This window comes from Paenibacillus endoradicis (genome assembly GCF_024721975.1).
In genome coordinates this window covers 974,827-1,000,754 of record NZ_JANQBB010000001.1, presented here as the reverse complement: position 1 = coordinate 1,000,754, position 25,928 = coordinate 974,827, and the positions used below count along the sequence as shown (strand labels likewise).

25 protein-coding genes are annotated in these 25,928 nt (G+C 37.7%); 6 read left to right on the top strand and 19 right to left on the bottom strand.

Annotated elements, in window-relative coordinates:
• Position 1: 1 nt before the first annotated feature.
• Positions 2-457 carry an HIT family protein gene (locus tag NV377_RS04595; protein ID WP_258199976.1) on the bottom strand — a complete coding sequence of 152 codons (456 nt, stop codon included), beginning with the start codon at positions 455-457 and terminating at the stop codon, positions 2-4.
• A gap of 433 nt (positions 458-890) precedes the next feature.
• Between NV377_RS04595 and NV377_RS04590 the strand changes: the two genes are divergently transcribed.
• Together NV377_RS04590 and NV377_RS04585 are read left to right on the top strand one after the other, a co-directional pair.
• Positions 891-1,100: a helix-turn-helix transcriptional regulator gene (locus tag NV377_RS04590; RefSeq protein ID WP_258199975.1), complete on the top strand. Its 210-nt coding sequence runs from the start codon at positions 891-893 to the stop codon at positions 1,098-1,100.
• Between the two features lie 59 nt (positions 1,101-1,159).
• Positions 1,160-1,540, top strand: a complete 381-nt coding sequence (locus NV377_RS04585) for a DUF2178 domain-containing protein (RefSeq protein WP_258199974.1) — start codon at positions 1,160-1,162, stop codon at positions 1,538-1,540.
• Between the two features lie 108 nt (positions 1,541-1,648).
• Here NV377_RS04585 and NV377_RS04580 read toward each other — a convergent pair whose 3' ends face one another.
• The 14 genes from NV377_RS04580 to NV377_RS04515 all read right to left on the bottom strand — a co-directional run bounded on the left by NV377_RS04580 (position 1,649) and on the right by NV377_RS04515 (position 18,288).
• Positions 1,649-2,752 (bottom strand): Ger(x)C family spore germination protein, encoded by a 1,104-nt coding sequence (locus NV377_RS04580; protein ID WP_258199973.1) that lies wholly within the window; start codon positions 2,750-2,752, stop codon positions 1,649-1,651.
• A complete protein-coding gene (locus tag NV377_RS04575) occupies positions 2,752-3,819 on the bottom strand; it encodes a GerAB/ArcD/ProY family transporter (RefSeq protein WP_258199972.1) in 1,068 nt (355 codons plus the stop codon). Before NV377_RS04575 ends, NV377_RS04580 begins: the two co-directional genes overlap by 1 nt.
• Entirely contained in the window at positions 3,812-5,149 is a 1,338-nt protein-coding gene (locus NV377_RS04570; RefSeq protein WP_258199971.1) for a spore germination protein, read from the bottom strand. Before NV377_RS04570 ends, NV377_RS04575 begins: the two co-directional genes overlap by 8 nt.
• A gap of 260 nt (positions 5,150-5,409) precedes the next feature.
• Entirely contained in the window at positions 5,410-6,096 is a 687-nt protein-coding gene (locus tag NV377_RS04565) for a pseudouridine synthase (protein WP_258199970.1), read from the bottom strand.
• Positions 6,097-6,119: 23 nt separating this feature from the next.
• Positions 6,120-7,355, bottom strand: coding sequence for an MFS transporter (locus tag NV377_RS04560; RefSeq protein ID WP_258199969.1), 1,236 nt, complete (start codon positions 7,353-7,355; stop codon positions 6,120-6,122).
• A 432-nt stretch (positions 7,356-7,787) separates the two neighbouring features.
• Positions 7,788-8,900, bottom strand: coding sequence for a sensor histidine kinase (locus NV377_RS04555; protein WP_258199968.1), 1,113 nt, complete (start codon positions 8,898-8,900; stop codon positions 7,788-7,790).
• Positions 8,897-9,589 (bottom strand): response regulator transcription factor, encoded by a 693-nt coding sequence (locus tag NV377_RS04550; RefSeq protein ID WP_258199967.1) that lies wholly within the window; start codon positions 9,587-9,589, stop codon positions 8,897-8,899. Before NV377_RS04550 ends, NV377_RS04555 begins: the two co-directional genes overlap by 4 nt.
• An 18-nt stretch (positions 9,590-9,607) precedes the next feature.
• A complete protein-coding gene (locus tag NV377_RS04545; RefSeq protein ID WP_258199966.1) occupies positions 9,608-10,165 on the bottom strand; it encodes a class I SAM-dependent methyltransferase in 558 nt (185 codons plus the stop codon).
• A gap of 227 nt (positions 10,166-10,392) precedes the next feature.
• Positions 10,393-11,562 carry a Ger(x)C family spore germination protein gene (locus tag NV377_RS04540; RefSeq protein ID WP_258199965.1) on the bottom strand — a complete coding sequence of 390 codons (1,170 nt, stop codon included), beginning with the start codon at positions 11,560-11,562 and terminating at the stop codon, positions 10,393-10,395.
• Between the two features lie 5 nt (positions 11,563-11,567).
• The gene (locus tag NV377_RS04535) at positions 11,568-13,046 is read right to left on the bottom strand and encodes a spore germination protein (RefSeq protein ID WP_258199964.1); all 1,479 of its coding nucleotides are present in this window, start codon (positions 13,044-13,046) and stop codon (positions 11,568-11,570) included.
• Complete coding sequence (locus tag NV377_RS04530; protein ID WP_258199963.1) at positions 13,046-14,128, bottom strand: endospore germination permease; 1,083 nt, start codon at positions 14,126-14,128, stop codon at positions 13,046-13,048. Before NV377_RS04530 ends, NV377_RS04535 begins: the two co-directional genes overlap by 1 nt.
• Before the next feature lie 146 nt (positions 14,129-14,274).
• A complete protein-coding gene (locus NV377_RS04525; protein ID WP_258199962.1) occupies positions 14,275-15,267 on the bottom strand; it encodes an LCP family protein in 993 nt (330 codons plus the stop codon).
• A 29-nt stretch (positions 15,268-15,296) separates the two neighbouring features.
• Positions 15,297-16,313, bottom strand: coding sequence for a D-alanyl-D-alanine carboxypeptidase family protein (locus NV377_RS04520; protein ID WP_258199961.1), 1,017 nt, complete (start codon positions 16,311-16,313; stop codon positions 15,297-15,299).
• Between the two features lie 346 nt (positions 16,314-16,659).
• The gene (locus NV377_RS04515; RefSeq protein ID WP_258199960.1) at positions 16,660-18,288 is read right to left on the bottom strand and encodes an eCIS core domain-containing protein; all 1,629 of its coding nucleotides are present in this window, start codon (positions 18,286-18,288) and stop codon (positions 16,660-16,662) included.
• Positions 18,289-18,628: 340 nt separating this feature from the next.
• Between NV377_RS04515 and NV377_RS04510 the strand changes: the two genes are divergently transcribed.
• Positions 18,629-19,078, top strand: a complete 450-nt coding sequence (locus NV377_RS04510) for a DUF1569 domain-containing protein (RefSeq protein WP_258199959.1) — start codon at positions 18,629-18,631, stop codon at positions 19,076-19,078.
• A 159-nt stretch (positions 19,079-19,237) separates the two neighbouring features.
• Here NV377_RS04510 and fabI read toward each other — a convergent pair whose 3' ends face one another.
• Positions 19,238-20,008, bottom strand: coding sequence for an enoyl-ACP reductase FabI (gene fabI, locus NV377_RS04505; RefSeq protein ID WP_308860052.1), 771 nt, complete (start codon positions 20,006-20,008; stop codon positions 19,238-19,240).
• Between the two features lie 341 nt (positions 20,009-20,349).
• Entirely contained in the window at positions 20,350-20,811 is a 462-nt protein-coding gene (locus NV377_RS04500; RefSeq protein ID WP_258199958.1) for a VOC family protein, read from the bottom strand.
• Between the two features lie 177 nt (positions 20,812-20,988).
• Between NV377_RS04500 and NV377_RS04495 the strand changes: the two genes are divergently transcribed.
• Positions 20,989-21,900: a helix-turn-helix transcriptional regulator gene (locus NV377_RS04495; RefSeq protein WP_258199957.1), complete on the top strand. Its 912-nt coding sequence runs from the start codon at positions 20,989-20,991 to the stop codon at positions 21,898-21,900.
• A 136-nt stretch (positions 21,901-22,036) separates the two neighbouring features.
• Here the strand turns inward: NV377_RS04495 and NV377_RS04490 are convergent, their stop codons facing one another.
• Both NV377_RS04490 and NV377_RS04485 read right to left on the bottom strand, forming a co-directional pair.
• Complete coding sequence (locus NV377_RS04490) at positions 22,037-23,440, bottom strand: NAD(P)-binding domain-containing protein (RefSeq protein ID WP_258199956.1); 1,404 nt, start codon at positions 23,438-23,440, stop codon at positions 22,037-22,039.
• A gap of 206 nt (positions 23,441-23,646) precedes the next feature.
• Complete coding sequence (locus NV377_RS04485; RefSeq protein ID WP_258199955.1) at positions 23,647-24,096, bottom strand: MarR family winged helix-turn-helix transcriptional regulator; 450 nt, start codon at positions 24,094-24,096, stop codon at positions 23,647-23,649.
• 236 nt (positions 24,097-24,332) lie between these two features.
• On the opposite strand from NV377_RS04485, the gene NV377_RS04480 reads away from it, so the two are divergent.
• Together NV377_RS04480 and NV377_RS04475 are read left to right on the top strand one after the other, a co-directional pair.
• Complete coding sequence (locus tag NV377_RS04480; RefSeq protein WP_258200368.1) at positions 24,333-24,617, top strand: ArsR/SmtB family transcription factor; 285 nt, start codon at positions 24,333-24,335, stop codon at positions 24,615-24,617.
• A gap of 15 nt (positions 24,618-24,632) precedes the next feature.
• Positions 24,633-25,925: an arsenic transporter gene (locus tag NV377_RS04475; RefSeq protein ID WP_258199954.1), complete on the top strand. Its 1,293-nt coding sequence runs from the start codon at positions 24,633-24,635 to the stop codon at positions 25,923-25,925.
• The last annotated feature ends 3 nt before the right edge of the window (positions 25,926-25,928 follow it).

Sequence of the window (25,928 nt, the reverse complement as noted above, 5' to 3'; positions counted from 1 at the left end):
ACTATTCAATTTCACGCTGAAAAACACTTCTCAATCTGGAACAGATTTCTTCTACTTGATTAACTGTACCATGTACTTCTTTATAGTTTCTAATATTTGTTGGATGCCAAAACTCTTTGGGTGTTCCAGGATACCTTGGAATAAGATGAATATGAAAATGAGGAAAAGCGTCACCTTGTACAAAGCTATATATATGTTCTGCACTTTCTGAGTTTTTTAATACTCCACCTAACTTATTTAAAATAAATCCAATAGCGCGCGCTTCATCATCGTTCATATCACCATAACCAGCCGCATGCCGCTTTAGATCCACAATAAGGTAGCCCAAATAAATTAAAGGTTCATTAGACCCAATATGCCCCACATACACAAATTCATCTTCATAAATGCACCCACCATTTACTTTAAGTTGACCTTTATGTTTGCTGCAGATAAAGCAATCATTTGAAGAGATCATTTTAATAGGCACTTCCTTATCGTCAAATTAAAATCTAAATAAAAAAACCTACACCTGCAAAGAGGCGATAGGTTTTTAACAAGCGCGGTACTTGAATATTTAAAGTCTTAAAATGATATTAGTTCAATTTTATAATTAACAATATCTTCCTGTAAATAACTCTTCGATCTTTACTTCCAGTTAATTTCCAACATGTCTTTTCTATAGCGGATGAACTATTTACCTATGCTTTTCAATGCCTGCTGTGAAAGCTGCTAATGCAAGAGCAACATTTACACCATCTTCAACTCAGCTGCTCCTTTTTCTTTCACTTGCTCAGGTACAGAGGTACAATTTTTACAATTTGTGCAAAGTGAGCTTTACATTAAATGCAAAGCATACTATACTAAAAGTGTAAAGTTAACTATACATTTGGGGGGTGAGGACCAAGACCATGAAGACGAAGATTCAGGAGTTGCGTAAAAAGCACAAGATCAGTCAAGAGGAGCTTGCACTCGCGGTCGGCGTGACGCGTCAGACGATAACTTCGCTCGAGAACGAGAAGTATGTTGCCTCGCTCGTACTAGCATATAAAATCGCAAAATATTTTCACTTAAGTATTGAAGATGTGTTTAATTTCAGTGATGTGGAGGTTGAAGGGTAATGACAGAGTTTCGGGCGGTTTTAAAGTGAAGATTAAGATGGCTTATCGGTGCAACCGGTGTGTTTTCTCTGATCGTTATTTTGACTGCACTGTACGGGTATAAGTTCCAAAGCGACGCGGGCGATTTGGTACACGGAGTGCAAGTTGGGATTTTTATCGGCATGCAGATCATAATTTTGTTGTTCGGGAAAAAATTGCGGGCTGCGCTGCGAAATGAATCGTTGCTAAAGACGCTATACATCGAAGAGCATGACGAACGGAAGAAGCTTATCATGGAAAAGGCAAGTTCTTTGAGTTTGTACGTGACTTTGTTTTCCGTCTCTTTGGCGGCGATTGTATTTGGCTTCTTTAACGTTACGATTTCGATCACTCTGTTTGCAGTACTGATCGTGATCCTTCTCACAAGGATTTCCACCACAATAAAAACAGTGGAGGACTAAGACTTTATTTTCAGGTCTTAGTCCTCTACTGTTTTCAATTATGGGGTCCAGTCTAATACTAACTGCCCGCTTAGTATCTTTATTCACAATACAGATAATGCTATCGTGCTATTTTGCCTCTTTTTTTAGCATGCGTCCCTGCTCCTGTTGATCGGTTGCGTTCTCTTTAAAATAAATCTCGTTCAGTACATTGACTTTAACGTCAATTTCCTGTTCTAACTTCAGAAACCATTTCGATTTCCATTCTTTTAGCTGTTCTTCGGATAATCGAGGGCGAAACAACATGCCTATACCCAAGACATCAGATTCAAAGGAACGAATTTTTTTGGCTGTATCATTGAATTGCTTGCTAAGTTGTTCCCTCAGTTCCTTTTCGATTATCGACGTGGATTTTCCTTCGGGGCTTTCTGTAATCAGCACATTAAGCTTGATTTCGGTTTGAAGCAACGGCCCCTGCTCCCTCCAATTGACATGATGCTTAATTTTAGCATTGTCAATCAGAACGCTGGTGTTCTGTGCTACCTCAATGGTTCCTCCCGTATATCTTCCTTTAAATAGATTGAATAACAGCGTTTCTTCCTGATCCAGCGTACCGACCATGCGGTCTTCTTGCATAATAGCCGTTCCTATAAAGCTGAATAAGGTTCGCTCGCCGTTTTTGAGCATTGGTAGTGCCATATCTTCGGTATAAGAATGAAGGCTTTGGTAAGCTTCCCAAATTCGAACAATCGATTGATTAGGGGTCCACCCAGCATCCTGACTAAAATAGTCATAGGATGAAACCTCTGGAGTAGCCGATATTTGATGATACATCGTTTTTTCGAAATTACCGTCAATGATAGCGACCAATCCTTTAATAGAAATGTCATTTGCCCTTACCGAAAAGTTAATCAGATTCTCAATACCTTCACTGGCAATCTGTTTGTCGATCAGTAACAATCTCAAATGTACTAGGTCAATGCTCTTCTCCGAATCGGTCCGAATCAAGTCAATAGCCTTACTAATAGATGATGCTTCTTTGTCCAATATTTGCGTTTTCCCTGCCGCGTCGGGGATCTGAAGAACGATCCGATATTTTTCGCTCTCACCTTTTCCCACGCCCATAACTACAGGTAAATATTGTTTGTTAATGTCCTTCGTATCCCAACATCCTGCAAGCAGCATACACATTAACGCCGTTACAAGAAGTGTTTTTAGCAACTTCGATATCACTAGATCACCCGCTTTCTTTGCCGCAGTGACGCTAGAAATACGATAATTGGAAAACCTATGACACTATAGACGCAAACGATGGTATTCAGATGAAAATAATGATTCAAAGCGTCAACATTTGGAATTATCATAGAAATAAGATACAAAGCAGCACAAATCACTGCGAGTATCCAGACAGCGCCGATCCCGGGTAAGAACAGGCGATGCGCCAGCGTAACAAGTATCCATAACAACACAGAAACCTTCAGCAAGCCAAGAGCGCTGGAGGCAACCACGTAGAAGCTGGGAAGCCAATCGAAAATAACCCACTCCAAGTCAACTGTATCCGATGACATAAGCATCGGATACTGGAGGTTAACCGCTGTCTCATGTCCAAAGACCATTAGCGGAACATATACTGATCCCATTGCCAACACAAAAATGATCCCCATTGCAAGGGATATTTGGCCAAAGCTGATTCGCTGCTTCGAGGGTAACATGCCAAGGAACAAAAATCCGCTAAAAATAACCGTACACAAGTAAAAATCCGGTTGGGCAAAAAAAGACCAATGACTATCCCAAATCGGAAAAATATAACTGATCCGGAAATTCTGGATGCTGATCAATATAGAGAAAACGATAAACGGCATCAGAAGTATGCTAAGTGCGATACTTGCTCGAATGATGACAGTCAACCCTTTCCAAGCCGCATAGAAGCAAAGCGAGATAAAAAGGAGAAGTGTCGCCGGCGCTGGTGTTTTTTGAAGAAGCACCGCTTTGATCTCCACCTCTTGAAAGTACATAAGCAGCAGAACTTCAATGAACATAAAGACGATTATCGGTAAAACGACGAGTCTTGTCCCCCAATTTCCCAGTGATGCCAAACATATATCTATCGCGCTTTTCCCGGGAAACGGCTGCAACGATTTCATATATAACCAAAGAACCATCAATTCTGTCACAAAAAGAATTGTGATGGCTACCCAGTGGCCTTCAGAAGTCGAAGATAAGATGCGTTCAGGTAAAATTGCAAAAATAGAAGCCAAGTGAAGCAGTATGAACAGCATAAGTATATGTGCCTTATTCATCCGTAGCTTTTCCTTTCACACTGAAACTCAAATAAGGAACAGTGGATATTTTCAGCGAGGCAAGATAAAGTACGAACCAAATCATTGCTACTTCAAGCCCCCATATTCCGAAAAAGGTGCTGATAAGCATGACCACGTATTTGTATATTCGTATTCCCGTTGTATTCATGTATCCCACAAGGGCGAAATTGGCAATGGCTGATGCAACAAGAATGATGAGCAGCAGATTGCTGACAAGTTTGGCCTGTACGATGGCTTGGCCCAGGAGAATACCACCGATCATCGTTATTGTGGGACCGATATTTTTGGGTAAGCGAATGGTCGCTTCGATAATCATCTCTAATAGCAGCATCACCAGTAGCATTTCAATTAAAGACGGATACGGTACTCCTTCCCTGCTCTTCGCTACCGTGATTGCCAACTGGATGCGCAACAATTCCGGGTTCACCGAATTCAGTACGACGTACAATCCAGGGAGGGTAATGGCGAGAAATGCGGCGATAGCACGAACCGTTCTCAGAAAAATCTGAAAGAGATATGGATAATTTACATCTAGGGTAGTGGACCACAAATCCGTGACAATTGCCGGAAATGCAAAGGCAAAAGAGAATTGGTCAATCAGAATAACCACTCTTCCATTCATCAAGTTCTGCACCATTTCTCCGGGCAGCTCTGAAGATATGTAGGTAGGTGTAATTGTAAATTTGGGGTGCCCGAGGACTCCCAGCAGATCCCGAACCGTTGTCACTTCCTGTTCCTTGTTTTCTTCAAGTTTTCCTAGAATAGATTCGATTACTCTATCTGGAGCGGCTCCCTTTATATAAACAACCGCAAGTTTCTTGGTAGACCTTACACCAGTTGAGCGGGTCTCAATCACCAGTTGATCACTTACCATTTTTTTGCGCAGCATGCCGAGGTTAATGTCAATGTCCTCTGTAAAGGCATCAAATGCGGATTGAAGGGGATTTTCACTCTGCGGGGGGCCTACTGACCTAGAGATATCCAACTTTTCTGGCGAAATAACCATAACTAATCCTTCAATGTCAAACAATACAAGTTTACCTTGTAATATCTCGTTCGATAATTGATCCAAGGATGGATCCCGTTCGAACCTGAACTTATCCGCATAAGATTCGTTGGGTTCCCCTTGAACTTTATGGTTAATTTCGGATAGAGTCGCTGGAAGATTGACCAAAGTGTTGAGGTAATACCCTTTATATTGATGATTGGCTACTGTCACATTCTTCTCGACAAAGTCCGAGTTGATCTTTAAACGCTCGCAGAGTTGCTTTTCGATGTTCTGTTTATTTTGCCCATGGGTTTGCTGCAAATTTTACCACCTCTTGTAAAGTAGTATTTCTTCAGAAATAATCTTTATTCAGGACTCTACATATAAGAAAAGTAGCAGTTGCTGGTTTGCAACTGCTACTTTTCTTATATTCTGCAATTTTAATGTCAGTATCGCATTAATAAGTCCTGTTCTGTCTCCTGCCTACACTTAAATTTTCACTGCTCTAGCTATAAATCTGTATCTCTATCCCCTAATTTCTGTTTAACACAATAGATATTATCCCGCTTCACTTGTGTGTATTATAATTGAGCGAAAAGTGCTATTAATTCATCGCCTGCCAATTCTCTCCATTGCCCTTTATCTAATTCATCAATAGTAATATTCATAATCCGAACTCGCTCGAGTCTCTGCACTCTATATCCTAGAGCTTTGCACATTCTCCTGATTTGAAGATTTAGACCTTGTGTCAATATAATTCGGAACTCATAGTCATTTATTCGAAAAACATCACAGTGCTTCGTTATCACTCCCAAAATAGGTACTCCGCTGGACATCTCTTCTATGAATGATTGGGTGATCGGCTTGTCCACTGTCACCACATATTCTTTTTCATGTCCATTCTCTGAGCGCATCATTTTATTAACAATATCTCCATCGTTCGTTAACAGAATTAGACCCTCTGATGCTTTATCCAATCTGCCGATAGCAAAAATCCGAGTAGGATAATTTATAAAGTCGATAATATTCCCTGCCACTTCTTTTGATGCTGTGCAAGTAACCCCTATTGGTTTATTGAGTGCAAGATAGACGGGCTCTGCTTTACCAGCTATCGGAACTCCATCAATAAGTACAACATCACTCGGATCTACATCAGTCCCTGCCTCACATACAATACCATTTATCGTAATTCTTTTTGCTTCAATTAATCGATCAGTTTCCCGCCTCGAACAAAATCCAGTTTCACTTATGTATTTATTAATTCTCATGCTAGGCCTGCTTTCCTACTATTCTAAGCTATCTCTGTTGCAGCGTCTTTATCAGGGTCTATACCCTTGGTTTCTTTGCCAAAGAACAGTACTGTAAGTGCTCCAATAACGATTGTAATAAAAAACATCATGAAAACAGTGGTGATTGCTACTTCTCGTGCAACTAACATCCCCACTAGAAATGGACCTATCACGCCACCAACTCGTCCAAAAGATGCAGCCAGTCCCACACCGGTCGCCCGTACTGTCGAAGGATACAACTCTGGTGTGTAGGCATACATGCCACCCCATGCACCAAGGTTAAAGAAAGATAGACAAATTCCAGACGCAATTAATATTCCTTCCGTCTCTGCATTTCCAAACCACACCGCACTTAACGCAGTTAGCAGCAAATAAACAACAAGTACGAATTTTCGACCGAATTTCTCAATAAAGTATGCCGCGGTAAAATAGCCTGGAATCTGTGCCAGTGTCATGATCAGTATATATTGGAAGCTTGTTACTAGATCAAAGCCTTTTAGCAACATGATTGATGGGAGCCACAGGAACATACCATAATACGAAAAAACTACGGTAAACCATAAGATCCACAAAGTAATCGTCGACTTGCGGTGTTTTACTGACCAGACAGATGCTACCCTAGTCTTAAAAGTAAGCTTTCGACTTTGCTGTTTATTAAAGGTTGGCGAGTCTTGAATGGCTCTCCTAAGATATAGTGCGTAAAAAGCTGGAAATGTACCGATTACAAAGGCCATACGCCAGCCATATTCCGGAATAACAAAGTAAGCGATCAATGCCGCAGCAATCCAACCAAATGCCCAAAAACTTTCAAGTAGAACGACCGCACGACCTCTATCTTTTATTGGTACTGACTCTGATACGAGCGTAGTGGCGACGGGCAACTCGCCGCCAAGGCCGAATCCAGCTATGAAGCGTAGTACACATAGTACGACAAAACTGGTTGCCAATGCTGATAAGCCACTTGCGATGGAGAAAATAAGCAATGTCCAAATCAGAATCGCTCTTCGTCCATATCGATCAGCAAGCAACCCTGATATCGCTGCTCCCACCGCCATACCAATCGAATTAATAGCCATGACTATTCCTACCTGCTGTGCACCCAAATGCCATTCTACAGCCAGTGCGGTAACAATGAAGGAGATCATCCCAACCTCCATCGCGTCAAACAGCCAGCTGAGCCCCGCACTAAACAACAATTTACGTTGTTTGGGTTCGCGTAATAAAGCTGATATCTTCATAATCTCTGCTCCTCGTATTCTATATATTTACCCGCTTGGCATGATCATTTCGATTATAGTTACTTAATAAAAGAAATAATATCGCCTATTATTAGTATGGGCGTATCTTAGCGAACTATATTATATATTACCATGGGAACACATCACTTTAGTATGGAGAAAAAATATGAAGTAACATCTATACAGATTTAAATGGAATTTTTGTTCGCTATTGAGACGCTGTTAGCTTATTTGTTATAGTAAGTAAACAAAGAAAAAACGAGTGATGAGAGCCCACATCCACGGAGAAAGAAAACTAAAGATACTTTCTGAGTATAGAAAAACATAAAAAGCACCACAAAACTCTGCTGTTTCCATAATGGATATGCAGTGAACTGTGGTGGAAAGCAATAATTATTGTAAGATTTGTATTGAATAATCGTCAAATTGCATCTAAATTAAATGTAGCTTCTCTGTATTTGTTGGAAGCTCTACAGAAAAATGAATCCACCCTTCTTCATATTTCGCATTAATGATTCCCTTATGAAGCTCAACAATCCTTTTAGCAATAGCAAGTCCTAAACCCGAACCACTATTATCACTTCTTGTGCTGTTTGCCCTAAAAAATCGATCAAATAGCTGATTCATATCTGCAACTGGGGGCTTGTGTGCTCTATTCTGTACCATTACTATAGCGTTGTATTTCTTTACTTCAAGCGTTATCTTTATCTCAGATGGTTTTATACTATATTTGATAACATTCATAAAAAGGTTTTCATACACACGAACCATTTTTTCAATATCTATCATTATAGAAATAGTATCTATAGGTATGGTCTTTATCACCGTAAGATTTTCTTTCTCGAATAAAGGAATATACTCGCCTACGATCTGTTGCAAAAGAGCAGATAGATCAACCTCATTTAGATTTAAGTTCACATCTGGTCCGGATAGTCGTGTGTAATCAAACAATTCATCAATTAAATGCTTTAGTCGTAGTGATTTAGAGTACGTAATTTCAAGGTAATCCTGATATTGAGCTTGTGATTGATGCTGCCCCTTTTTCAATAAACCTAAATACCCGATTATTGATGTTAACGGTGTACGTAAATCATGTGAAATATTTGTAATCAATTCATTCTTCACTCGTTCTAATTGTCGTTCATGTTCAAATTTGTGCTCAAGGTCCTTTGACATACCATTAATATTATAGGCAAGCTGTGTTAATTCGTCCCTTCCTTTTATGTCGATTCTCAAACTCAAATCTCCCTTTGCAATATCGTTAATACTTTCCGTTATATGCTTCAAATAAGTAAGCTTTGATCTTGCTAAAAGTAAAAAAATAGAAATAAATGATACGATTACAATAACAAACAGAATGAAAAAGATGATATAAAAGTAAATATGACTAATCTCGCTTAAATCTATATTAGCATTATAATGATCTATGGCATTACCTACAGCTCGAGTAATGACCGTTAGTATTAGAAGAGAACCTACTAAACTAATACTTATTGCCCAAAGCAGCTTATGAGTTAATTTACTTTTAACTTGAAAGCCCTTCATAATGTGTACCCTACACCCCAAACCGTTTTAATATATATTGGTTGTTTTGGGATCTCTTCTATTTTTTCTCGAATGTTAGTAATATGCACCATAACCGTATTGTCTGATTTGAAATAGTTCTCCTTCCACACTGACTCATATATTTTTTCAACACTTAGAACAATTCCTTTGTTACGTGCTAGCAGTTCGAGGATGTCAAATTCTTTAGGCGTTAGTCTGATATCCTGTTGGCTAATCCACACTTGTCGAGTATCTGTATTTATCGTTAAACTACCAATTTCAATCACCTGTGCATTACGGTCCTTATCCGTATTGTATTTCTTGTATCTCCGTAGCTGTGACTTTACTCTAGCTATAAGCTCTAATGGATTAAATGGTTTGGCCAAGTAATCGTCAGCCCCTGCAGCTAAGCCTTGTATTTTGTCCATGTCTTCTGACTTTGCTGAAAGCATAATAATTGGGAGATGTCGTTCTTTTCTAATCTTCATACATACTTCTATTCCGTCCATTTCAGGAAGCATAATGTCCAGAATAATAAGATCAAAATCCTGCTTGTCCAGAAGCTGCAAAGCAATAATGGCATTCTCTGCCTTCTCAGTTATCATGCCTTCATTGTCTAAATAGACCGCTATAAGATCTCTTATTTCTTTATCATCTTCAACAATTAATATTTTAGTTTCTAATCTCATGTATTCCTCCATAGTCCTTTACTTCGTACATTGAAAAATATAAGCTGGCGGCATATTTCTAATTTCTCTTTTCACTTTAATTTTCGGGAAAAACTGTTCAATGAATGACTTCTTTAGTTTAGTGTATTGGAATGTTATGAAGACTCCGTCCTTGCCTAAGATTTTCTGTGTATTTATCAATATGTTATTTGAAGCTTGCACTGGTAAACTTGCAAATGGTAGACCTGAAACTACATAATCGACGTATAGAATATCCAATTCTTTTAAGTACTTTACAATATTTTCAGCAGATCCATTAATAATTATCATATTTGTTTCGTGTTTATATTTTTCTTTTAACAGCATATAAAATTGTTTATTATTCTCTAATATTATCAATTTTGTTTGAGGATCTCGGTTTAGTATCAGCTTTTCAGTAAACACACCAGTGCCAGGACCATATTCAACGATATACTTTGCTGTATGGAAATTAATCCCTTCAATCATCTTATTCCCTAAATATGTTGAACTTGGAAGTATAGCACCAACCTCTTTAGGATGTACAATATATTGAAATAAGAAGGATACGGCTTTCATAGTTAACTGCCCCAGTTCATTTGATTTATTTTATTCCTAGTGTATATAGAAAAAATAAAGAAATTGGGGTGAAATATCTTAAGAATTCTTAAGAATGTTTATAGAATAACGTTACTATTAGACTAATCTACCCGTTAGCTTGGAAAAGGCAGCTGATTTAACAGCTGCCTTTTCCTATATTGGAGTATATATCTATATCGTATAGTCTAATTTCTTCATCAAATTCATTACTTACTTCGCTCCATACGTTTATTTTTCATACTACTAGAATGTGTGATATTTAAGTCAATATTGATATCATTGATCGTATTTTCGGTAAGTAAATTTTCTTCCTCAGGGGACAGGGCCTTCCATTTTTCGTAGTCACTTCTGTATAAAGTGTGCTCAAGGTTCAAAATATCTGTCCGCTCTGATACACCAATTTGGTATACTTCCCTTATCTCTTGTTCGATTGCTGCCTTTGTTTCGTCGGTTAATTGTTGTAACTCCGTTAGATTATCATTTGTTCGACTTATTATAGACCCAGTTGCCTTCATTAGGATGTTATATTGCGGCTTGATCCCTTGTTTGACCAATTTCAATTTTGTTTTCGGTTTATCGATAGCCATTTGAACATCTTCTTCCTCTTTATTGGGGACGGCAATTGATGCTCGTATCGTACCTTGCTGAATCCAACGAAGTCCATTCAGCTTTTCCAAGGGGATATAGCTACGGAATTCATCGTTTTTGAGGAAAAAAGCCCCGTCAATCATTAATTTAGATTCAGTTTGATATTTTTCACTCCATTGCGTATTGTTTACGACAAGCGTAGGTATACAAGATGTGAATCCGGGCTCATTAATCTGACTAATTAATCTATGAAGTCTAACTGATTGTATTAAAGAATTTTGAGAGTAGACTCCTTGCGGTTCATGTAGAATAGTCGTTAGTGGAGACTGTTGGAAAAATCCCGATATGGCAAAAATGTCTTTCACCGACTCCCTTGTACCATACACCCAAGGTGTTAAACGAAATTCATAATAACGGACAAAACTATCGTAAATGTTTCCAAACCCTTGCTTGATTGCTGATTCACTTATCACGATAGCCGTCATATGTCCCCAATATATTTTTTCTTGCGAAGTTCGATAAAGATCAAAGAGTGACTCTTCAAAAGACAATCCTATGCCTTCTCCTATCCATATTTTAGGAGGTGACTGTTGTCCAAAATCTGTTTTAGCCACAGTAAGAAACTCTAATAACTGTAGATAACTATGAAAATTACCATCTACATAATCTACACCTATAGAAGACACATAATTCAATTTTTCAATACTTTTGACATCAGTATTACTACAACCTGATACGAGAAAAAACTCAAACAACAGAACAAGGACAAATATTGATTTACTTATCAACTACCTCACCTTTTCTCTTTATTGATCATCGATGACGAAACACGAGATCTCCTGAATGGGTCGAGCAAAAATGCAGACAACCAATCTTTAATTTGTAAAGAAGATATCGGCTCTAAATAAGCCATCCCAAAAGATTCTAATCGGCAAAGGTAAATCAAAATAGAGAACATGCTAAGAAAGAAACCATATATGCCTAGATAAGAGGATACCAACAAAATACCTAATCTTAGCAAGCTAACGGTACCCGACAGAGATTGATTAACCAAGCAAAACGAAGCTACTGCGGAAATAGCGATGACGACGAGCAAGGTTGGAGATGCAAGACCAGCACGAATAAGAGATTCTCCGATGATAAGTCCTCCGACAATTCCCACCGTTTGCCCAACGGCTTTTGGTAGGCGAACACCTGCTTCTCGGAGTAGCTCAAATTGAAATAACAACACCAATGCTTCAAGAAATGATGGCATTGGAACCCCAGAACGTGAAACAACTACGGTAGACAATAGCTCAAATGGAATTTGGTCCAGATTCACGGAAGCAATTGCGATCCAAAAGCCCGGCAAGAAAATACTAAGTAGCAAACCCAAAATCCGTAGTAACCGTTGTAACATAACAATAAAATATGGGAAATGGACATCTTCAGGAGTTTTCAATAATTCCAGAAAGTTGCTTGGCCCAATAAGTACCATGGGAGAACCATCTACAACTATTGCGAATCTCCCACGAAGTAACGTTTCTACAACAAAATCGGGTCGTCCTATATAATCAATCAAAGGAAACAGTGAGAACGTTCGATCTGATATCCATTGCTCTAATTGACCACTGCTTACTACACTCTCTGCTTGAAAATTTTTCAATCGTTTTCTTGCTTCAATAATCATGTCCGGATTTGCTTTATTTGTTAAATAGATCAAGGAGACATTCGTCTTACTTAAACTCCCTAAGACGAACTGTTCACAGAATAATAAACCCGTTTGCATTCGTTTTCTTATAAGAGATATATTCGTGAAAATATCTTCCGTGAAAGCATCCTTTGGCCCTTTTATCGATATTTCAGTATTAGATTCTTGCAGAGAACGTTGCGGAACGTCGGATATACCTGCCAACCAGAAATGAGTGGACCCCTCACGGTAAAGTATTAAGTTACCAGTGAACAGACCTGTAATCATATCTTCGATTGAATGTTTTGTTTCCAATAGAGGTAATTCTTCAAAATTACCTCTACCTTCGATCGAATAGGAAACTTTATCATTAATATACTTACATATCCTAGTAAGATATTCATTTAACTGAGTTTTATCTACCATTCCTTCGCAATAGCATGCCGTTAATTTATCTGACATTTCGAATTGCGCAAGGGATGGAAATTTAATGTCCGCATATAGCGAAAAGGATTGCTTTAATTGATCAACAAGTAAACTTCCATTGCGAAGATCTATTTCCATTTCTGCAAAAAGAGTAGTTTCCTCAGGAGATTGATTCATTATGTTGTGCTCCCCTTTCTTTGTGGAAAATAGGTTGCTGCAAAGAGAGCAACTGTTAACGCTACTCCAAACCAAATCGAATACTTGTAGAAGTAGTTATGAATAATATCTTGCATCTTTATGTCGCTCACCTTAAAAATCGCGGGTATGGACATAATCACTGTGCCGCAAATCATAATAGTTTGTCGATACTTTGGAAATTGGTTTCCAATTATATCAGATAAAATATATATCAATAGAGAAGTTCTAACGATACTCCCCGCCATCAACTGAAAGACAGCTAAAAAATCCACATGACTAATATGGGTGCCTATCATAATTAGTCTCCATTGTTCAAAGGCGGGAAATCTCATATATGCAGCTTGGGAAGGGCCGAATACAGAGATCGCTCCCATAGTAGGTCCCAAGATTAGGCCGACTAATAAAGTGAGTAGCACAAAAATACTTAAATAGTTCATTGGCTTAGTCAATTTATGCTGGAGGAATAATATCACCAGCAAATCTATACTTCCGCCAAACACAACTGCTCCTCCACGTAGAGTAGGTTTCAAACCCTCCGTAAAGAGCGGATGTAACATACCATAGTCTTTGCTGCCAATGGTTGATATAGATACGAAAATCCCCAACAACCATACGATTGGCAATAATACGGTTGACATATATACAATCGTTTTTAGTCCCGATCTTGCCGTGCTGTAAGATATTAATATAAAGCTAAGAATAACAATTATGCTTGGTGTATTAGGAAGGAAATATATGCTTACGTTTGTCGTAGTATCAAAAATAATCATCATTCCAGCAACAAGCAAATATAGAGCGATTGCACTGCTAATTATCCAAAAAACATAAATCCCCATACGAGATATTAGCCAATGATTAAACGATGTAGTGCGTAAAGATTTTAGAATTAGAAACAATAAAATGCTCCACCCAACCAATACCAGATAGGCCGCCAAAATACTGATCCAAGAATCCCGTCCTGCATCCTTAAGAAGATGAGGAATGACAAGCACATGATTTGATATGCCAAGTGATAGAATCAACAAAAATATGATCTGAAGTCTAGAAAAGGATACATCCATAACTTCCCTCCAGGTGAGTGATATAACAGCATTTTGTATTTTCCCCCTCACCTGGTTTTATTATGCATTATTGATTCATTAATATACAAAAAAGTCCAAGCATATTGTCTGCTTGAACCCCTCGTTCTTTGTTTTATTTACTTAAGTTACTCTGTTTTATCCTGATCTTCAGGCAACAGTAACTGATCTGTTGGTATGTTGCTGTCCATCCAATTATCAATTAGATCTTGAGCAAATTTAAGATCTTTTTCATCCACACGGTCATAAGAAATACCGTTCAATCGTATGCTCTCACCCATAACGGTATAACTTGTAATTTGAACTTTGTTTCCAGTTAGTAGTTGTTTGCTCAGATCAATAATGAACTTAGGTTGCATGTCCGTCTGTAGGTTAGAACCCATAATATCAAGTAATTTTGGAATCTTAATGATTTGGCTTAAGTTCATCATCTTTTTAGCTACCTGATTTAAGAAGACCTGTTGTCTCTTCGTACGATTGAAATCACTATCCTCACGATATCTCACATAATTTAAAGCATCCGTACCATTATAAATAGACTGATTTGCTTTAATCGTGAATTTTTCATGGTCTATCCCTTTATTGACAATATCCTTCTGAATCGGAAGTTCCACACCTCCAAGCTCATCCACCGCATTCCTTAATCCTACAAAATTAATCGTAGCATAGTAGTCTAATGTATGGGCGAGCAAAGCCTCCATGGTATCTTTCGCCATCCGTTGTCCGCCAAAAGCGAAGGCATGATTGATCTTATCCTTCTTTCCTTTTCCTATAATTTCAGTATAGGTATCCCGTGGAATTGAAACCAATAATACCTTTGATTCTTGAGGTCTTATCACCGCATAAATCATCGTATCTGAACGCGCCGTTTCATTTTTACGTTGATCTGTACCTAATAGTAAAACAGAAAAAGGGTTCAGCGTTTCTGCTATAGTACTAGATATATCTCCCTCTCCTTCCAGAGGCATATATGACTTATCCTCTAACGTGTTCGCGACCCGATCGGATAGAAATATATTAAATGCAAGCATAGCCAAAGGTTTACGGAATGCAAAAACTCCTGTTGCTATCAAGATTAGCACTATCGCTACTATGGAAATTGTTTTAACTCTCTTGTTCATTATTCTAGTTCCTTCCTAATATTTTTTTGTTATTTCGAAACCGGAATGGCACCATAATACTCCTCAAGAGTAATTCCATTATCTGCGATCTCTTGCGCAATCTCCTGTCCTACATAACGAATATGCCACGGTTCATATTTATAGCCTGTTATCGCATCTTCTCCCTTAGGATAACGAATAATGTATCCATATTCTGAAGCATGCTTATCTAACCACTCGGCTTCATCAGTACCTCCAAAGCAATCCTGAGCCGCACATTTACCATCACTACCAGAGACATCAATCGAGAGCCCTGTTTCATGCTCACTCGTACCTGGATATGCACTATAGGTTCTTGCTTTTTCTAAGCCATCTTTTTTGACATAACGATTAAACAATGCAGTCTGAGTGGCATGGGAACGGTAGGCAGATACACCCGCCAGGTGAATACCATCCTCCTTAGCCGCAGCAAACATATCTTCTAATGCGCCAGCTGCTTCCTTGCGCATCTTACGTTTGTCTATTTTTTCTTTGAAAATAAATGCAACATCCGGATATACTAAATCAGTTGGATTATAATCTTCAGGTAGCTTATTCTGCTTGTTTACCAATACTCCAATACTGGATGGCTTAGCAATTACCGCAATTTCAGAAGAATCTGGACTAGGCTTTGGAGTTGCCTGCGGTTTTGTTGTTGATTCAGGTTTTGTTGTTGATTCAGGTTTTGTTGTTGATTCAGGTTTTGGAGTTACCTCAGGTTTTGGTGTTGACTCTGGCTTATTCGACTGAATTGGTGGTTCTGTAACTGGTATATCTGTTGTCGTTGGTTCGGTGTTCGGTGCTTCCGTTGTCGGTACTTCTGTAGGTTGATCAGAAGGTATAGGTTTTTCTTTAGAAGGCACTATATTTTCTACATTTTCTTCAGGCGCTTGAGTAATTGATTTCTCATAACAAATTAACAAAAAACTCGCTATAGCAACCACGCATACGACAGAGAAAAATAATGTTCTTCTACGTTTCTTCATATGTTTCTGTTGACTCATTCGTTGATTTACTCGCGTATTCATACTCTACTCCCTACGTATTATTTTATAGTAGATTTACAATAAACTAGAATATAAAACCAATCTAGCATACCTCTACTATTATATAGACGGTTCAATGTCGTAAAATGTTGTATATTGTCTTTATTTCTCGTCTATTTAAACTATATCATTTATTTAATCTCTACTTTACTGGTAATCTTAACAAGCTATTAGCTGTTATAGCTTAACAAAAACACCGCCTTATAAAGGCGGTGTTTTTGTTGGGGGCACTTACTCGACAATAATCGAACGGACTAGCTCCCTCCTGAAGCTAATATTAGGGCAAGTAGCTTCAGGAGGGAGCTAGTCGCATCTTGGATAGATTCGACTATCCTATGAGCGAATTCCAGTATGCCTTTACTTTATCAGTTTCCAGATCAGTTTCTGGCTTGAATGTCTTGGACCAATTAATTAATGTTTCAACACGGAGATTGTCTTTATTCGCAAGCACTTTAAGGGTTTCAATCCCTAGTTGAATTCCTTCGGTGATATGCCTGTCCATACCGCTAAAAAAAACATACCTTTCTTTTACCATTTTTGCTACTAATTTTTGTGCCAATTCTGCCGGATTGGATAGAAGCGGTTTGAGCTTAGTTACAAACATATGCCCGTAATCATCCTTGTCATTAAGAGAAAGAGTCTCTCCGGGAGAGAATAAATTATCGATATGTGCGAAATCTTGATCTAGTCCCACTGGCTGATTGTCCGCAATCATCAAGTTACCTGGGTTGGCCTCTTGATCGGATTCTACCTTAAAACGGTCTCCATTCAAGATGGCCGCGTCGAAGACGAGCATTTTCCCCAGATTGACGAAATTTTCCGTATTTTCTCTGAATTTTTTCACTTCTTCATCTTCAAGTGCTCTGCCCTTAAATTCTTCGAGTATTTTTCCAGGTATGTATTCCCAGAGTGTGATAGCGTTCGCGCCTTTCAGTTTTTTTGCAAGATCAATATCGGGATATGAATTGGCTTTGTCAATAAAAGCCTCACCTTCTTCAGTATCTAACTTGAGGTAACGGGCGCTCGGTATTTTAACTCCGAAGTCTTTGGCCAAATTGTAAGACATGACCGTACTATCAATCCCCTCTGTATTGTCTACTTTTGCGACAACTTTTACGACAATTTTGCCTGAGTCATCCTCAACCAAATACGCGCCATCCGCTGCACCTCCAAGTTTCCTGATATTGTTAACCCCTGAAAAGTCTGCATTATCGAGCGTTAAAGCTCGTTGAATAACATGTCTCGTTGTTGTTATTGCTATATCGGTATTACTCCGACTTAGCAGTTGCATAGCCTTATCTCGGATGGTCGTATTCCTTTTTACCGGAACATTACTTTCTTTACCCATTCCAAATTCACCTTGCAATACAGGTGATGCTAGAGAAGCATTTGTTATACGTGATTCATTTCCCTCACCCGCCCTACTGCCCCGGTCATAAGCTTTGCTGCCCATCACATCGGCTTCCTTCTCTAAGCTTGGATCGTTATTGATAGCCATGCCTTGCAGTTGCAATGTCGGTTGCACGCGGCCTTGTCTTTGTTGGACGATATGCCAGCCCTCATGCGGCAAATACTTCTCCTGTCCTGGTCCTACATGGATATCGTTACCCTGCGCATAAGCGTGTGCCTGTAACTTTGCCGGCTTATCCGAATTATGATGAACCTTCACGTCAGACAAATCATAGCCTGACATCGATTCAAGTCCTGACTTTAACTCATTTGGCATTCCAGTTTTATTATCTTCTACTGCGCGCTGAGTTACCGGATTCCTAGCTCCATTGCCGTCAAACAACAGCATGGCGGCTTGATTTCCTACCATGCGTTGCAGCTGTAAAATATGTTTCGAATATGCCGATACCATCGCATTCGATCCGGTGCCATGCTGGTGATATGCAGTACGCTGTACCGGTGCCGCTGCATGTGTTTCAGACTTTTTTGAAAAGTCGGACTTTTTCATATAACCTCCATAATATTTGTTATAATTGTAAAATATTATATCATAATATTTTAGGCAGAACATTCGAAACTGTTTAATTTAGATTCCTGTATTAAAATAAGGAATATTCACTTTACCAGCTTTAAATCGAATAGGATATTTACTTAGTGGACAAAACAATTTAAGCTCTTTAGACAAAGTTATACCATTTTGTCCTTTTGGATTTTTTAATTAAGGGTGTTTCGTAGTAAAAGGACTAACTCAACTAAGTAGTTCAGTGTAAACTGAAACTATAGAAATAAATGAATGATATATGGAAGTTTGTGAACAGATGCACTTAAACTAAAGGGGATATGCACTAATGAAAACTATTTTTAATCCAATGCGTGCAGCAGAAGTTTTAAAGCGAATTGACAAATTGAGTCCAAATTCACAACCACAATGGGGAAAAATGAATGTTGCCCAAATGCTAGCGCATTGTTCATCTTTCCAAGACATTGCAATGGGAACTTCTTTTCCACCTAGGAGTTGGTTAGGAATAATAGTAGGAAGGTTTGCAAAACAAATCATGTACAATGACAAGACATTACCCCGTAATATGTCTACTATCCCAACCATTTTGATAGCAGACAATAGAGAGTTTGACATAGAAAAAGAAAAGCTTAAACAAAAAATTATCACATTCCAAAATAACGGACCAGAGAAGTGCACAGCGCACCCACATCCTTTTTTTGGGAAACTAACTTCTGAGCAATGGGGTATAGGAATATACAAGCATCTTGACCATCATTTAAAACAATTTGATGTTTAAACATTACATACAACATGAATCGATGTACATCGTTTATCGGAGACAATATCATATTGAATTATCTAGTATACAAGAATTATGGTTCATGAAAGACACCCACCAGAGATAGTTCAATCTTAGGTGGATGTCTTTGTTGGTATACATGGATCTTCACTATAATTACATTCCTAATATATGATAACCAGCATCCACATGTAATACTTCACCTGTAATTCCTCTTGAAAGATTACTAATGAGGAACATCGTTGCATCTCCTACCTCATCTTGGTCAGTATTTCGTCTGAGCGGAGCTCTATCTTCAATAGTGGACATGATGTCGTTAAAACTAGAAACACCCTTTGCTGATAATGTACGAATTGGACCTGCAGATACTGCATTCACTCTGATCCCATATTTGCCCAAATCCTCAGCTAAGTATCTAACACTTGCTTCTAATGCCGCTTTTGCAACACCCATAACATTATAGTTTTTTACAACACGTTCAGCTCCAATATAGGACTGAGTTACAATGCTTCCGCCCTCAAGCATAAGTCTTTTGGATTCTCTTGCTACTGCAACTAGAGAATATGAACTTGAACTTTGTGCTAACATATATCCTTCTCTTGTTGTATTAACATACTCCCCTTGTAATTCATCCTTCTCTGCAAAAGCCACAGAATGTACAACGCCATGTATTTGACCAGCAACATTTTCTATTTCCATAAATGCAGATCTTATACTGTTATCATCTAGTACATCGCAGGAAACAGTAAACAATGGTGTAATATCATTATCCTTTAGAAGTTTTTCAAGTTTTTCTAGAGATCGCTCTTTACGGTATGTAAATATTAGTTCAGCTCCTTGATGATGAAGAGATTTTGCAATACCCCATGCAATACTTCTCTCATTAGCTACACCCATAATAACTATCTTTTTTTCTTTTAATAACATTATTAATCCTCCTAGACAAATCTAAAAACTCCAGAAATCGTATAATCATTCAAATATCAAATAACCTCTTTTTCAAGAATTTCGTGATGTAATTAATACTCGATTATTAATGACCAATATATTGGTCATCTATAATCAATTACATTATATCAAATTATCAGTTTAATGGCATTTCATTGATTATTCTATAGTAACAGCTCAATAAATTATTTTAAAAATCGATACGGTCAACTTTATAGTAAGATCGCCACAAACTTATCGTCCTAAATATATCCAAATGTGTTAGGACAAGAGGCACAAAAAATGGTCTTCAATTGAAGACCATTTTTTGTGAAAAGTTACTATGTTTTAGAAATGACCTTATTAAGAAACTTATCAGCATCACTATTAAACTTCCAAACAACACCAAATTTATCAGCCAACATTCCGAAGCAGGAAGACCAAGGTACTTCTGATAACGGCATGATTACATAACCATCTACAGATAAATTAGAAAAATATTTTTCCAGTATCTGTTTATCATCAATAACGATACTAATCAGAATATTGTTACCTTTAACTAACTCACCTGTTACGCTCTTCATCGAGGGTAGAATATCAGACATCATTATTTTTCCACCAGCGAATTCTAACGATGACTCCATAATCATATTCAACTCATTTTCTGGCAAAGGATAGTTTGGATCTTGTGAAAAGTCCTTAAACTTTACTTTTTTCACTTCACTTGAATTCAGTGCTTCTGAATAAAACTCAATGACTTGCTCTGTATTCCCATCAAAATTTAAGTATGCAATAACTGACATAAATAAAAACCTCCTTCTTGTAATAAATGAAGTATAAGCTATAATAGGTGACAACTATTCTGTCACCTATTATAGCTTTGGAAAAATTTATTTTTTATTTCTAAAATGGAATATCAGGAAGTTTTGTGAGTTTTCATAAATGGATTATTTATAACTGTTCGAGCTAGGGAGGCCAAAATGGAGAAAATCGAAAGATTAATATCTATAATAATGATCTTACTGCAAAAAAATGTTGTTTCAACAACCGAGTTCTCACAATTATTTAAAGTATCTAAAAGAACGATTCTACGTGATATGGAAACACTAAGTTTATCTAACATTCCAATTTATTCTATCCACGGAGTTAATGGCGGCTACGGTATAATGGATGAATACAAGATTGATAAACGTCTTTTAAGTAGCTCCGATTTAGAAAATATATTAACTGCGTTAAGCGGATTAGAACAAATTCTAATTAACGAGGAAGTTGAAGTGACGATAAAAAAAATAGAAGCAATGATTAGCCCACTGTCTCTCAAAGCTTCCATACAACTGTCATTTTATGATTGGCAGGGTCGTTCTGAACTTCTTCATACTTTGAGGTCATGTCAAGAATCAATATTAAAGAGAAGGTTAATTTTATTTGATTATATTGATAAAGACGGCAATATAACGAATAGAATTATCGAGCCATACCAGCTTCATTTTAGCGAAACGAGTTGGTATTTGAAAGGATTCTGTTTAGATCGTATGGGTTACAGAACTTTTAAATTATATAGGATCGATAATCTTAAAATAGATGAAAAAACATTTAAGCCTAGAGATTCTTTATTGGAACTTGAACATGAAGCAAATTATCAACCGCAACTAGTCCCTATTAAAGTATTGATTTCGCCTAGCATAAAAGATCAATTCATTGAAAGATACGGACGAAAGAGTATTGAAAACTATAGTTCTGAGTTTTTCTTAGTAACAATCTACGTTCCTCAAAACAGTATTGGATTTCAATTTTTAGCAAGCTTCGGTATACATTTAAAAATCATAGCGCCCAAAACATATGTTGATGACTTTCGCAATTATTTAAATAAAATGATGGAGAAATATGCTTGAAAAGGTCCCACTTTAATATTTTTCCCTAAATACTAACAGGTCTTAAAATGCTTACAGGGAACAGCCATCAAATAAGTGATGAATGTTCCCTGTTTGATTTCTTATCGTACATTTATTACCACATGTTATGGATTATTTAACTGCAGCAAGAAGAGTTCTTTGTAGGAATAGTTGTACAACTGCTCTCTTCCTTTTTCGTTAGTGAATTATTAATACTACATACACCTGTCTCTGGTAAATCAAGTTCGACTTTCTCTGCTGCCTCATAATCTCCCGAAAGATATGCTACAACAGATCTTACTTGTTCGTAACCGGTTGCCATAAGGAATGTTGGAGCCCTACCATAACTTTTCATTCCTACAATGTAAAAGTCCCTTTCTGAATGTCTTAGTTCTCTTTCACCGTGAGGTCGAACTGTACCACAACTATGAATATTTGGATCAATAAGCGGCGCAAGAGTCTCTATGCTTTCTGTTGCTTGATCTATACTAAGTCGAAGCTCTCGCAAGAATGAGAAATCCGGTCGACTACCTGTATTGACAATAATCTCATCAATCCCCGGTAAGTCCCTACTCTCTGTTTTGTATACACCATGAATCGTCATTTTACCAGCTTCTCGACTTAGCTTTTGGATTTTAAATGGTGTAACTACCTGGATTTGTTCGGAATTAACCAATTGATGAATTCGACTTCCTAGCTCCCCTCTTGCTTCAAGTTGATCATTCGCTTCTCCACCATATGCGTCCTCTACTCTGTTCATCCTCATAATCCAAATGATATTCATTTCTGGATGAGTCTCTTTGAGATGAGCAAGGTCTAATAAAGTATTTAAAGCAGAATGACCACCACCAACTACAGCTATGCTTTTCCTAATATATCTTTCCTTATCTTTTCCTTGTACATTTGGAATGCCATAATAAATATTCGTACTCAGAGATTGTTCTTCATTCGTCAAGATACCACTTGCATAGACAGGATTGGAGTGTCCCCACGTGCCTGTTGCATCGATTACTGCTTTGGCCTCATAACGTTGTGTTGTACCTTTCTCATTTGCATAAATCACGAAGGGATTGCTATCTCGAAGTTGCGATTTCATTTTATCTGTATCTTTTCTACTTATACCTATAACTTTAGTATTTAGTATAAGTTGGGATTTAATTTCCATATGATTAGCTAATGGAATCAAATATTGCTCCAATAATTGTTGCCCTGTCGGCAATTCATCAGGAGATGGAGCACTCCAATCTTGTTGGGACAATAATCTTGCTGCTGCTTTATCTACATTGTATTGCCAAGGTGAAAACAAACGTACATGACCCCAATCCGAAATGTTACTGCCTACATGCGAGCCTGATTCTAATAATATGAACTTCTCCCCGCGCTCCACTAAATTCGCTGCTGCAGCTAAACCTATTGGACCCGCTCCAATGATTGCAACTGGTAAATGATTCGATTCTGTAGTGGGTTGTATATTCATCTCTTTCTTAATGGAAGGCGATACACAGCAAGAGTCTGTTTGTTTAAATTCGATATTTTTCATATTGATTTTTCCTCCATTAGAATCGTTATTTTTCATTTCTGATCGAGATGATTTTTCTTCCACCCTTATTCGAAAGTTCAATTTAATCAGTCGTAGGTTTCAATATCGTCATGGGATACACCTCCTCTAAAAGTGAATCATGCTCTCTAAAGAATTTACTTGCATTTTGCAAGTATTATCGAAAAACAAATGGAGCAATGATGACATTACCCCATTGGTGTACAACACATTTTGGACTTTAGCATACTTTCGTTGAGTAGTTTTAGGGAACGCATTACGTTTTCCTTATCAATATCATTCATGAATGAAAAAACTTCTTCTAAATAATCGTTCATCATTTGATCGATGGCATCTGCAATAAATTTACCTTCAACGGTTAAGTTTAGTATATAGACTCTTCTATCTTCAGGTAGAGGTGTCTTCTTAACAAGGCTCTTTTTAATTAAAGTTTGAACTTGTCTGCTGAACGTTGTGATATCCATTCCCAGTGTCTCAGCGACCTGTTGCATGGATGGTATACTTTGACGAGCAATCTCATAAAGAATATGACTTTGAATTAATGAGATGTCGTTATTACCTATGGTACAGCAGTTTTTATTAAGCAAACCAAAGCGTCGAGCCATGATTTGTAGTAATTCTCTAGGGTTATTCTCCATTGCCATCACCTCTACTATTAGTTTAAATCAAATACTTGCAGTTTGCAAGTTATTTCAAATAAAGATAACTTATATATAAGCAAACACTAATATAATTGTTTACTTATATATAAGACTATGTATAATAAAAACTGTAAGGGAACGGTATAGAGTGTGGTCAATGCCACACCAAATTTAGAGATAAAGTAAAGGAGTGAGATTTTTTGACAAAAAACATAGAAACACTTGCGGAAACAATGAAGTTACTTGCCGATAGAACACGTTTAAACATCCTTGCTCTCCTTAAAGAGAAAGAACTTTGTGTATGCGATATCGTAGATATTCTAGAAACGACGCAACCCAACATAAGCCAGCATTTAAGAAAATTAAAAACAGGTGGACTTGTCTTAGAAACCAGACGTAGTCAATGGATTTATTATTCATTAAATGTAGAGGATAAGCCCTTTTTAATAGGTATTATTGAGGAGCTACCTTCTATGAAAGACCAATTAAATAAGTTAAATCCGGATTGTTGTAAGTAAGCCAAGGAGGATCACATGTTAGTCTTTGCGTCTATTATCTTTATTATTACACTCATTTTCGTCATTTGGCAGCCTAAAGGTCTAAACATTGGATATTCTGCTCTTGGTGGAGCAACCCTTGCCCTTCTATTTGGCGTCGTCGACCTACAGGACGTTTGGGATGTCACCGGTATCGTATGGAATGCGACACTTGCATTTGTAGCAGTTATTCTTATTTCACTAATTCTCGACGATATTGGATTTTTTGAATGGTCAGCCCTTCATATGGCCCGGTTTGCTAAAGGCAACGGCTATCTTATGTTCACTTATGTCGTTTTGCTAGGAGCAGCTGTTGCAGCGTTCTTCGCTAACGATGGAGCTGCACTGATCTTAACTCCAATCGTGCTTGCTATGGTTAGGGCATTAAAATTTGACGATCGAATGATACTACCATTCATTATGGCTAGCGGGTTCATATCTGATACGGCCTCTCTTCCACTTGTTGTCAGTAACTTGGTTAATATCGTTTCATCCGATTTCTTCGGAATTGGATTTGCAGAGTATGCAAGTCGAATGATTGTTCCGAATATCTTCGCAGTTGGTGCTAGTTTACTGGTTTTATTCTTGTTATTCAGGAAAAGTATTCCTAAGAGCTATGATCTTAACCAGCTAAAACTGCCTCGTCATGCAATAAAAGATATGCGCATGTTTAAGCTATCATGGATTGTATTAGCGGCTCTATTAATTGCTTACCTAATAAGCGAGTTTGTCCATATTCCTGTGTCTATTATTGCAGGTATAGCAGCAATCATATTTATTATTGCAGCACGCAGAAGTCCAATTGTTCAAACAGGTAAAGTGATCAAGGGAGCACCTTGGTCGGTTGTCGTCTTTTCTATTGGAATGTATGTTGTGGTTTATGGGCTGAGAAATGTTGGACTTACGGAACAGCTTGGAAAAGTGTTTCAATGGACAGCAGATCAAGGTTTATTCGTGGCAACGATTGGTACTGGCTTCATTGCTGCCATACTCTCGTCAATTATGAACAATATGCCTACGGTTATGATTGATGCTTTAGCAATTAAAGGCACAAATACAAGTGGTGTGATAAGAGAAGCTCTAATTTATGCGAATGTGATTGGTTCTGATTTAGGCCCTAAAATCACTCCAATTGGTTCATTAGCTACCTTGTTGTGGCTACATGTACTTGCCAAAAAAGGTGTGAAAATAACATGGGGCTATTACTTTAAGATAGGAATCATTTTAACAATCCCTGTTCTATTTAGTACACTATTAGGGCTTTACTTATGGCTTAGTATCATACACTAATTG

Excerpts from the sequence above, each read along its gene's own strand:
- NV377_RS04575 (WP_258199972.1), bottom strand. The coding sequence starts at position 3,819 with ATGAATAAGGCACATATACTTATGCTGTTCATACTGCTTCACTTGGCT.
- NV377_RS04495 (WP_258199957.1), top strand. The coding sequence starts at position 20,989 with ATGGAGAAAATCGAAAGATTAATATCTATAATAATGATCTTACTGCAA.
- NV377_RS04555 (WP_258199968.1), bottom strand. The coding sequence starts at position 8,900 with ATGAAGGGCTTTCAAGTTAAAAGTAAATTAACTCATAAGCTGCTTTGG.
- NV377_RS04545 (WP_258199966.1), bottom strand. The coding sequence starts at position 10,165 with ATGAAAGCCGTATCCTTCTTATTTCAATATATTGTACATCCTAAAGAG.
- NV377_RS04480 (WP_258200368.1), top strand. The coding sequence starts at position 24,333 with ATGAAGTTACTTGCCGATAGAACACGTTTAAACATCCTTGCTCTCCTT.
- NV377_RS04515 (WP_258199960.1), bottom strand. The coding sequence starts at position 18,288 with ATGAAAAAGTCCGACTTTTCAAAAAAGTCTGAAACACATGCAGCGGCA.
- NV377_RS04520 (WP_258199961.1), bottom strand. The coding sequence starts at position 16,313 with ATGAATACGCGAGTAAATCAACGAATGAGTCAACAGAAACATATGAAG.
- NV377_RS04510 (WP_258199959.1), top strand. The coding sequence starts at position 18,629 with ATGAAAACTATTTTTAATCCAATGCGTGCAGCAGAAGTTTTAAAGCGA.
- NV377_RS04565 (WP_258199970.1), bottom strand. The coding sequence starts at position 6,096 with ATGAGAATTAATAAATACATAAGTGAAACTGGATTTTGTTCGAGGCGG.
- NV377_RS04485 (WP_258199955.1), bottom strand. The coding sequence starts at position 24,096 with ATGGAGAATAACCCTAGAGAATTACTACAAATCATGGCTCGACGCTTT.
- NV377_RS04500 (WP_258199958.1), bottom strand. The coding sequence starts at position 20,811 with ATGTCAGTTATTGCATACTTAAATTTTGATGGGAATACAGAGCAAGTC.
- NV377_RS04530 (WP_258199963.1), bottom strand. The coding sequence starts at position 14,128 with ATGGATGTATCCTTTTCTAGACTTCAGATCATATTTTTGTTGATTCTA.
- NV377_RS04535 (WP_258199964.1), bottom strand. The coding sequence starts at position 13,046 with ATGAATCAATCTCCTGAGGAAACTACTCTTTTTGCAGAAATGGAAATA.
- fabI (WP_308860052.1), bottom strand. The coding sequence starts at position 20,008 with ATGTTATTAAAAGAAAAAAAGATAGTTATTATGGGTGTAGCTAATGAG.
- NV377_RS04550 (WP_258199967.1), bottom strand. The coding sequence starts at position 9,589 with ATGAGATTAGAAACTAAAATATTAATTGTTGAAGATGATAAAGAAATA.
- NV377_RS04560 (WP_258199969.1), bottom strand. The coding sequence starts at position 7,355 with ATGAAGATATCAGCTTTATTACGCGAACCCAAACAACGTAAATTGTTG.
- NV377_RS04475 (WP_258199954.1), top strand. The coding sequence starts at position 24,633 with ATGTTAGTCTTTGCGTCTATTATCTTTATTATTACACTCATTTTCGTC.
- NV377_RS04525 (WP_258199962.1), bottom strand. The coding sequence starts at position 15,267 with ATGAACAAGAGAGTTAAAACAATTTCCATAGTAGCGATAGTGCTAATC.
- NV377_RS04595 (WP_258199976.1), bottom strand. The coding sequence starts at position 457 with ATGATCTCTTCAAATGATTGCTTTATCTGCAGCAAACATAAAGGTCAA.
- NV377_RS04490 (WP_258199956.1), bottom strand. The coding sequence starts at position 23,440 with ATGAAAAATATCGAATTTAAACAAACAGACTCTTGCTGTGTATCGCCT.
- NV377_RS04590 (WP_258199975.1), top strand. The coding sequence starts at position 891 with ATGAAGACGAAGATTCAGGAGTTGCGTAAAAAGCACAAGATCAGTCAA.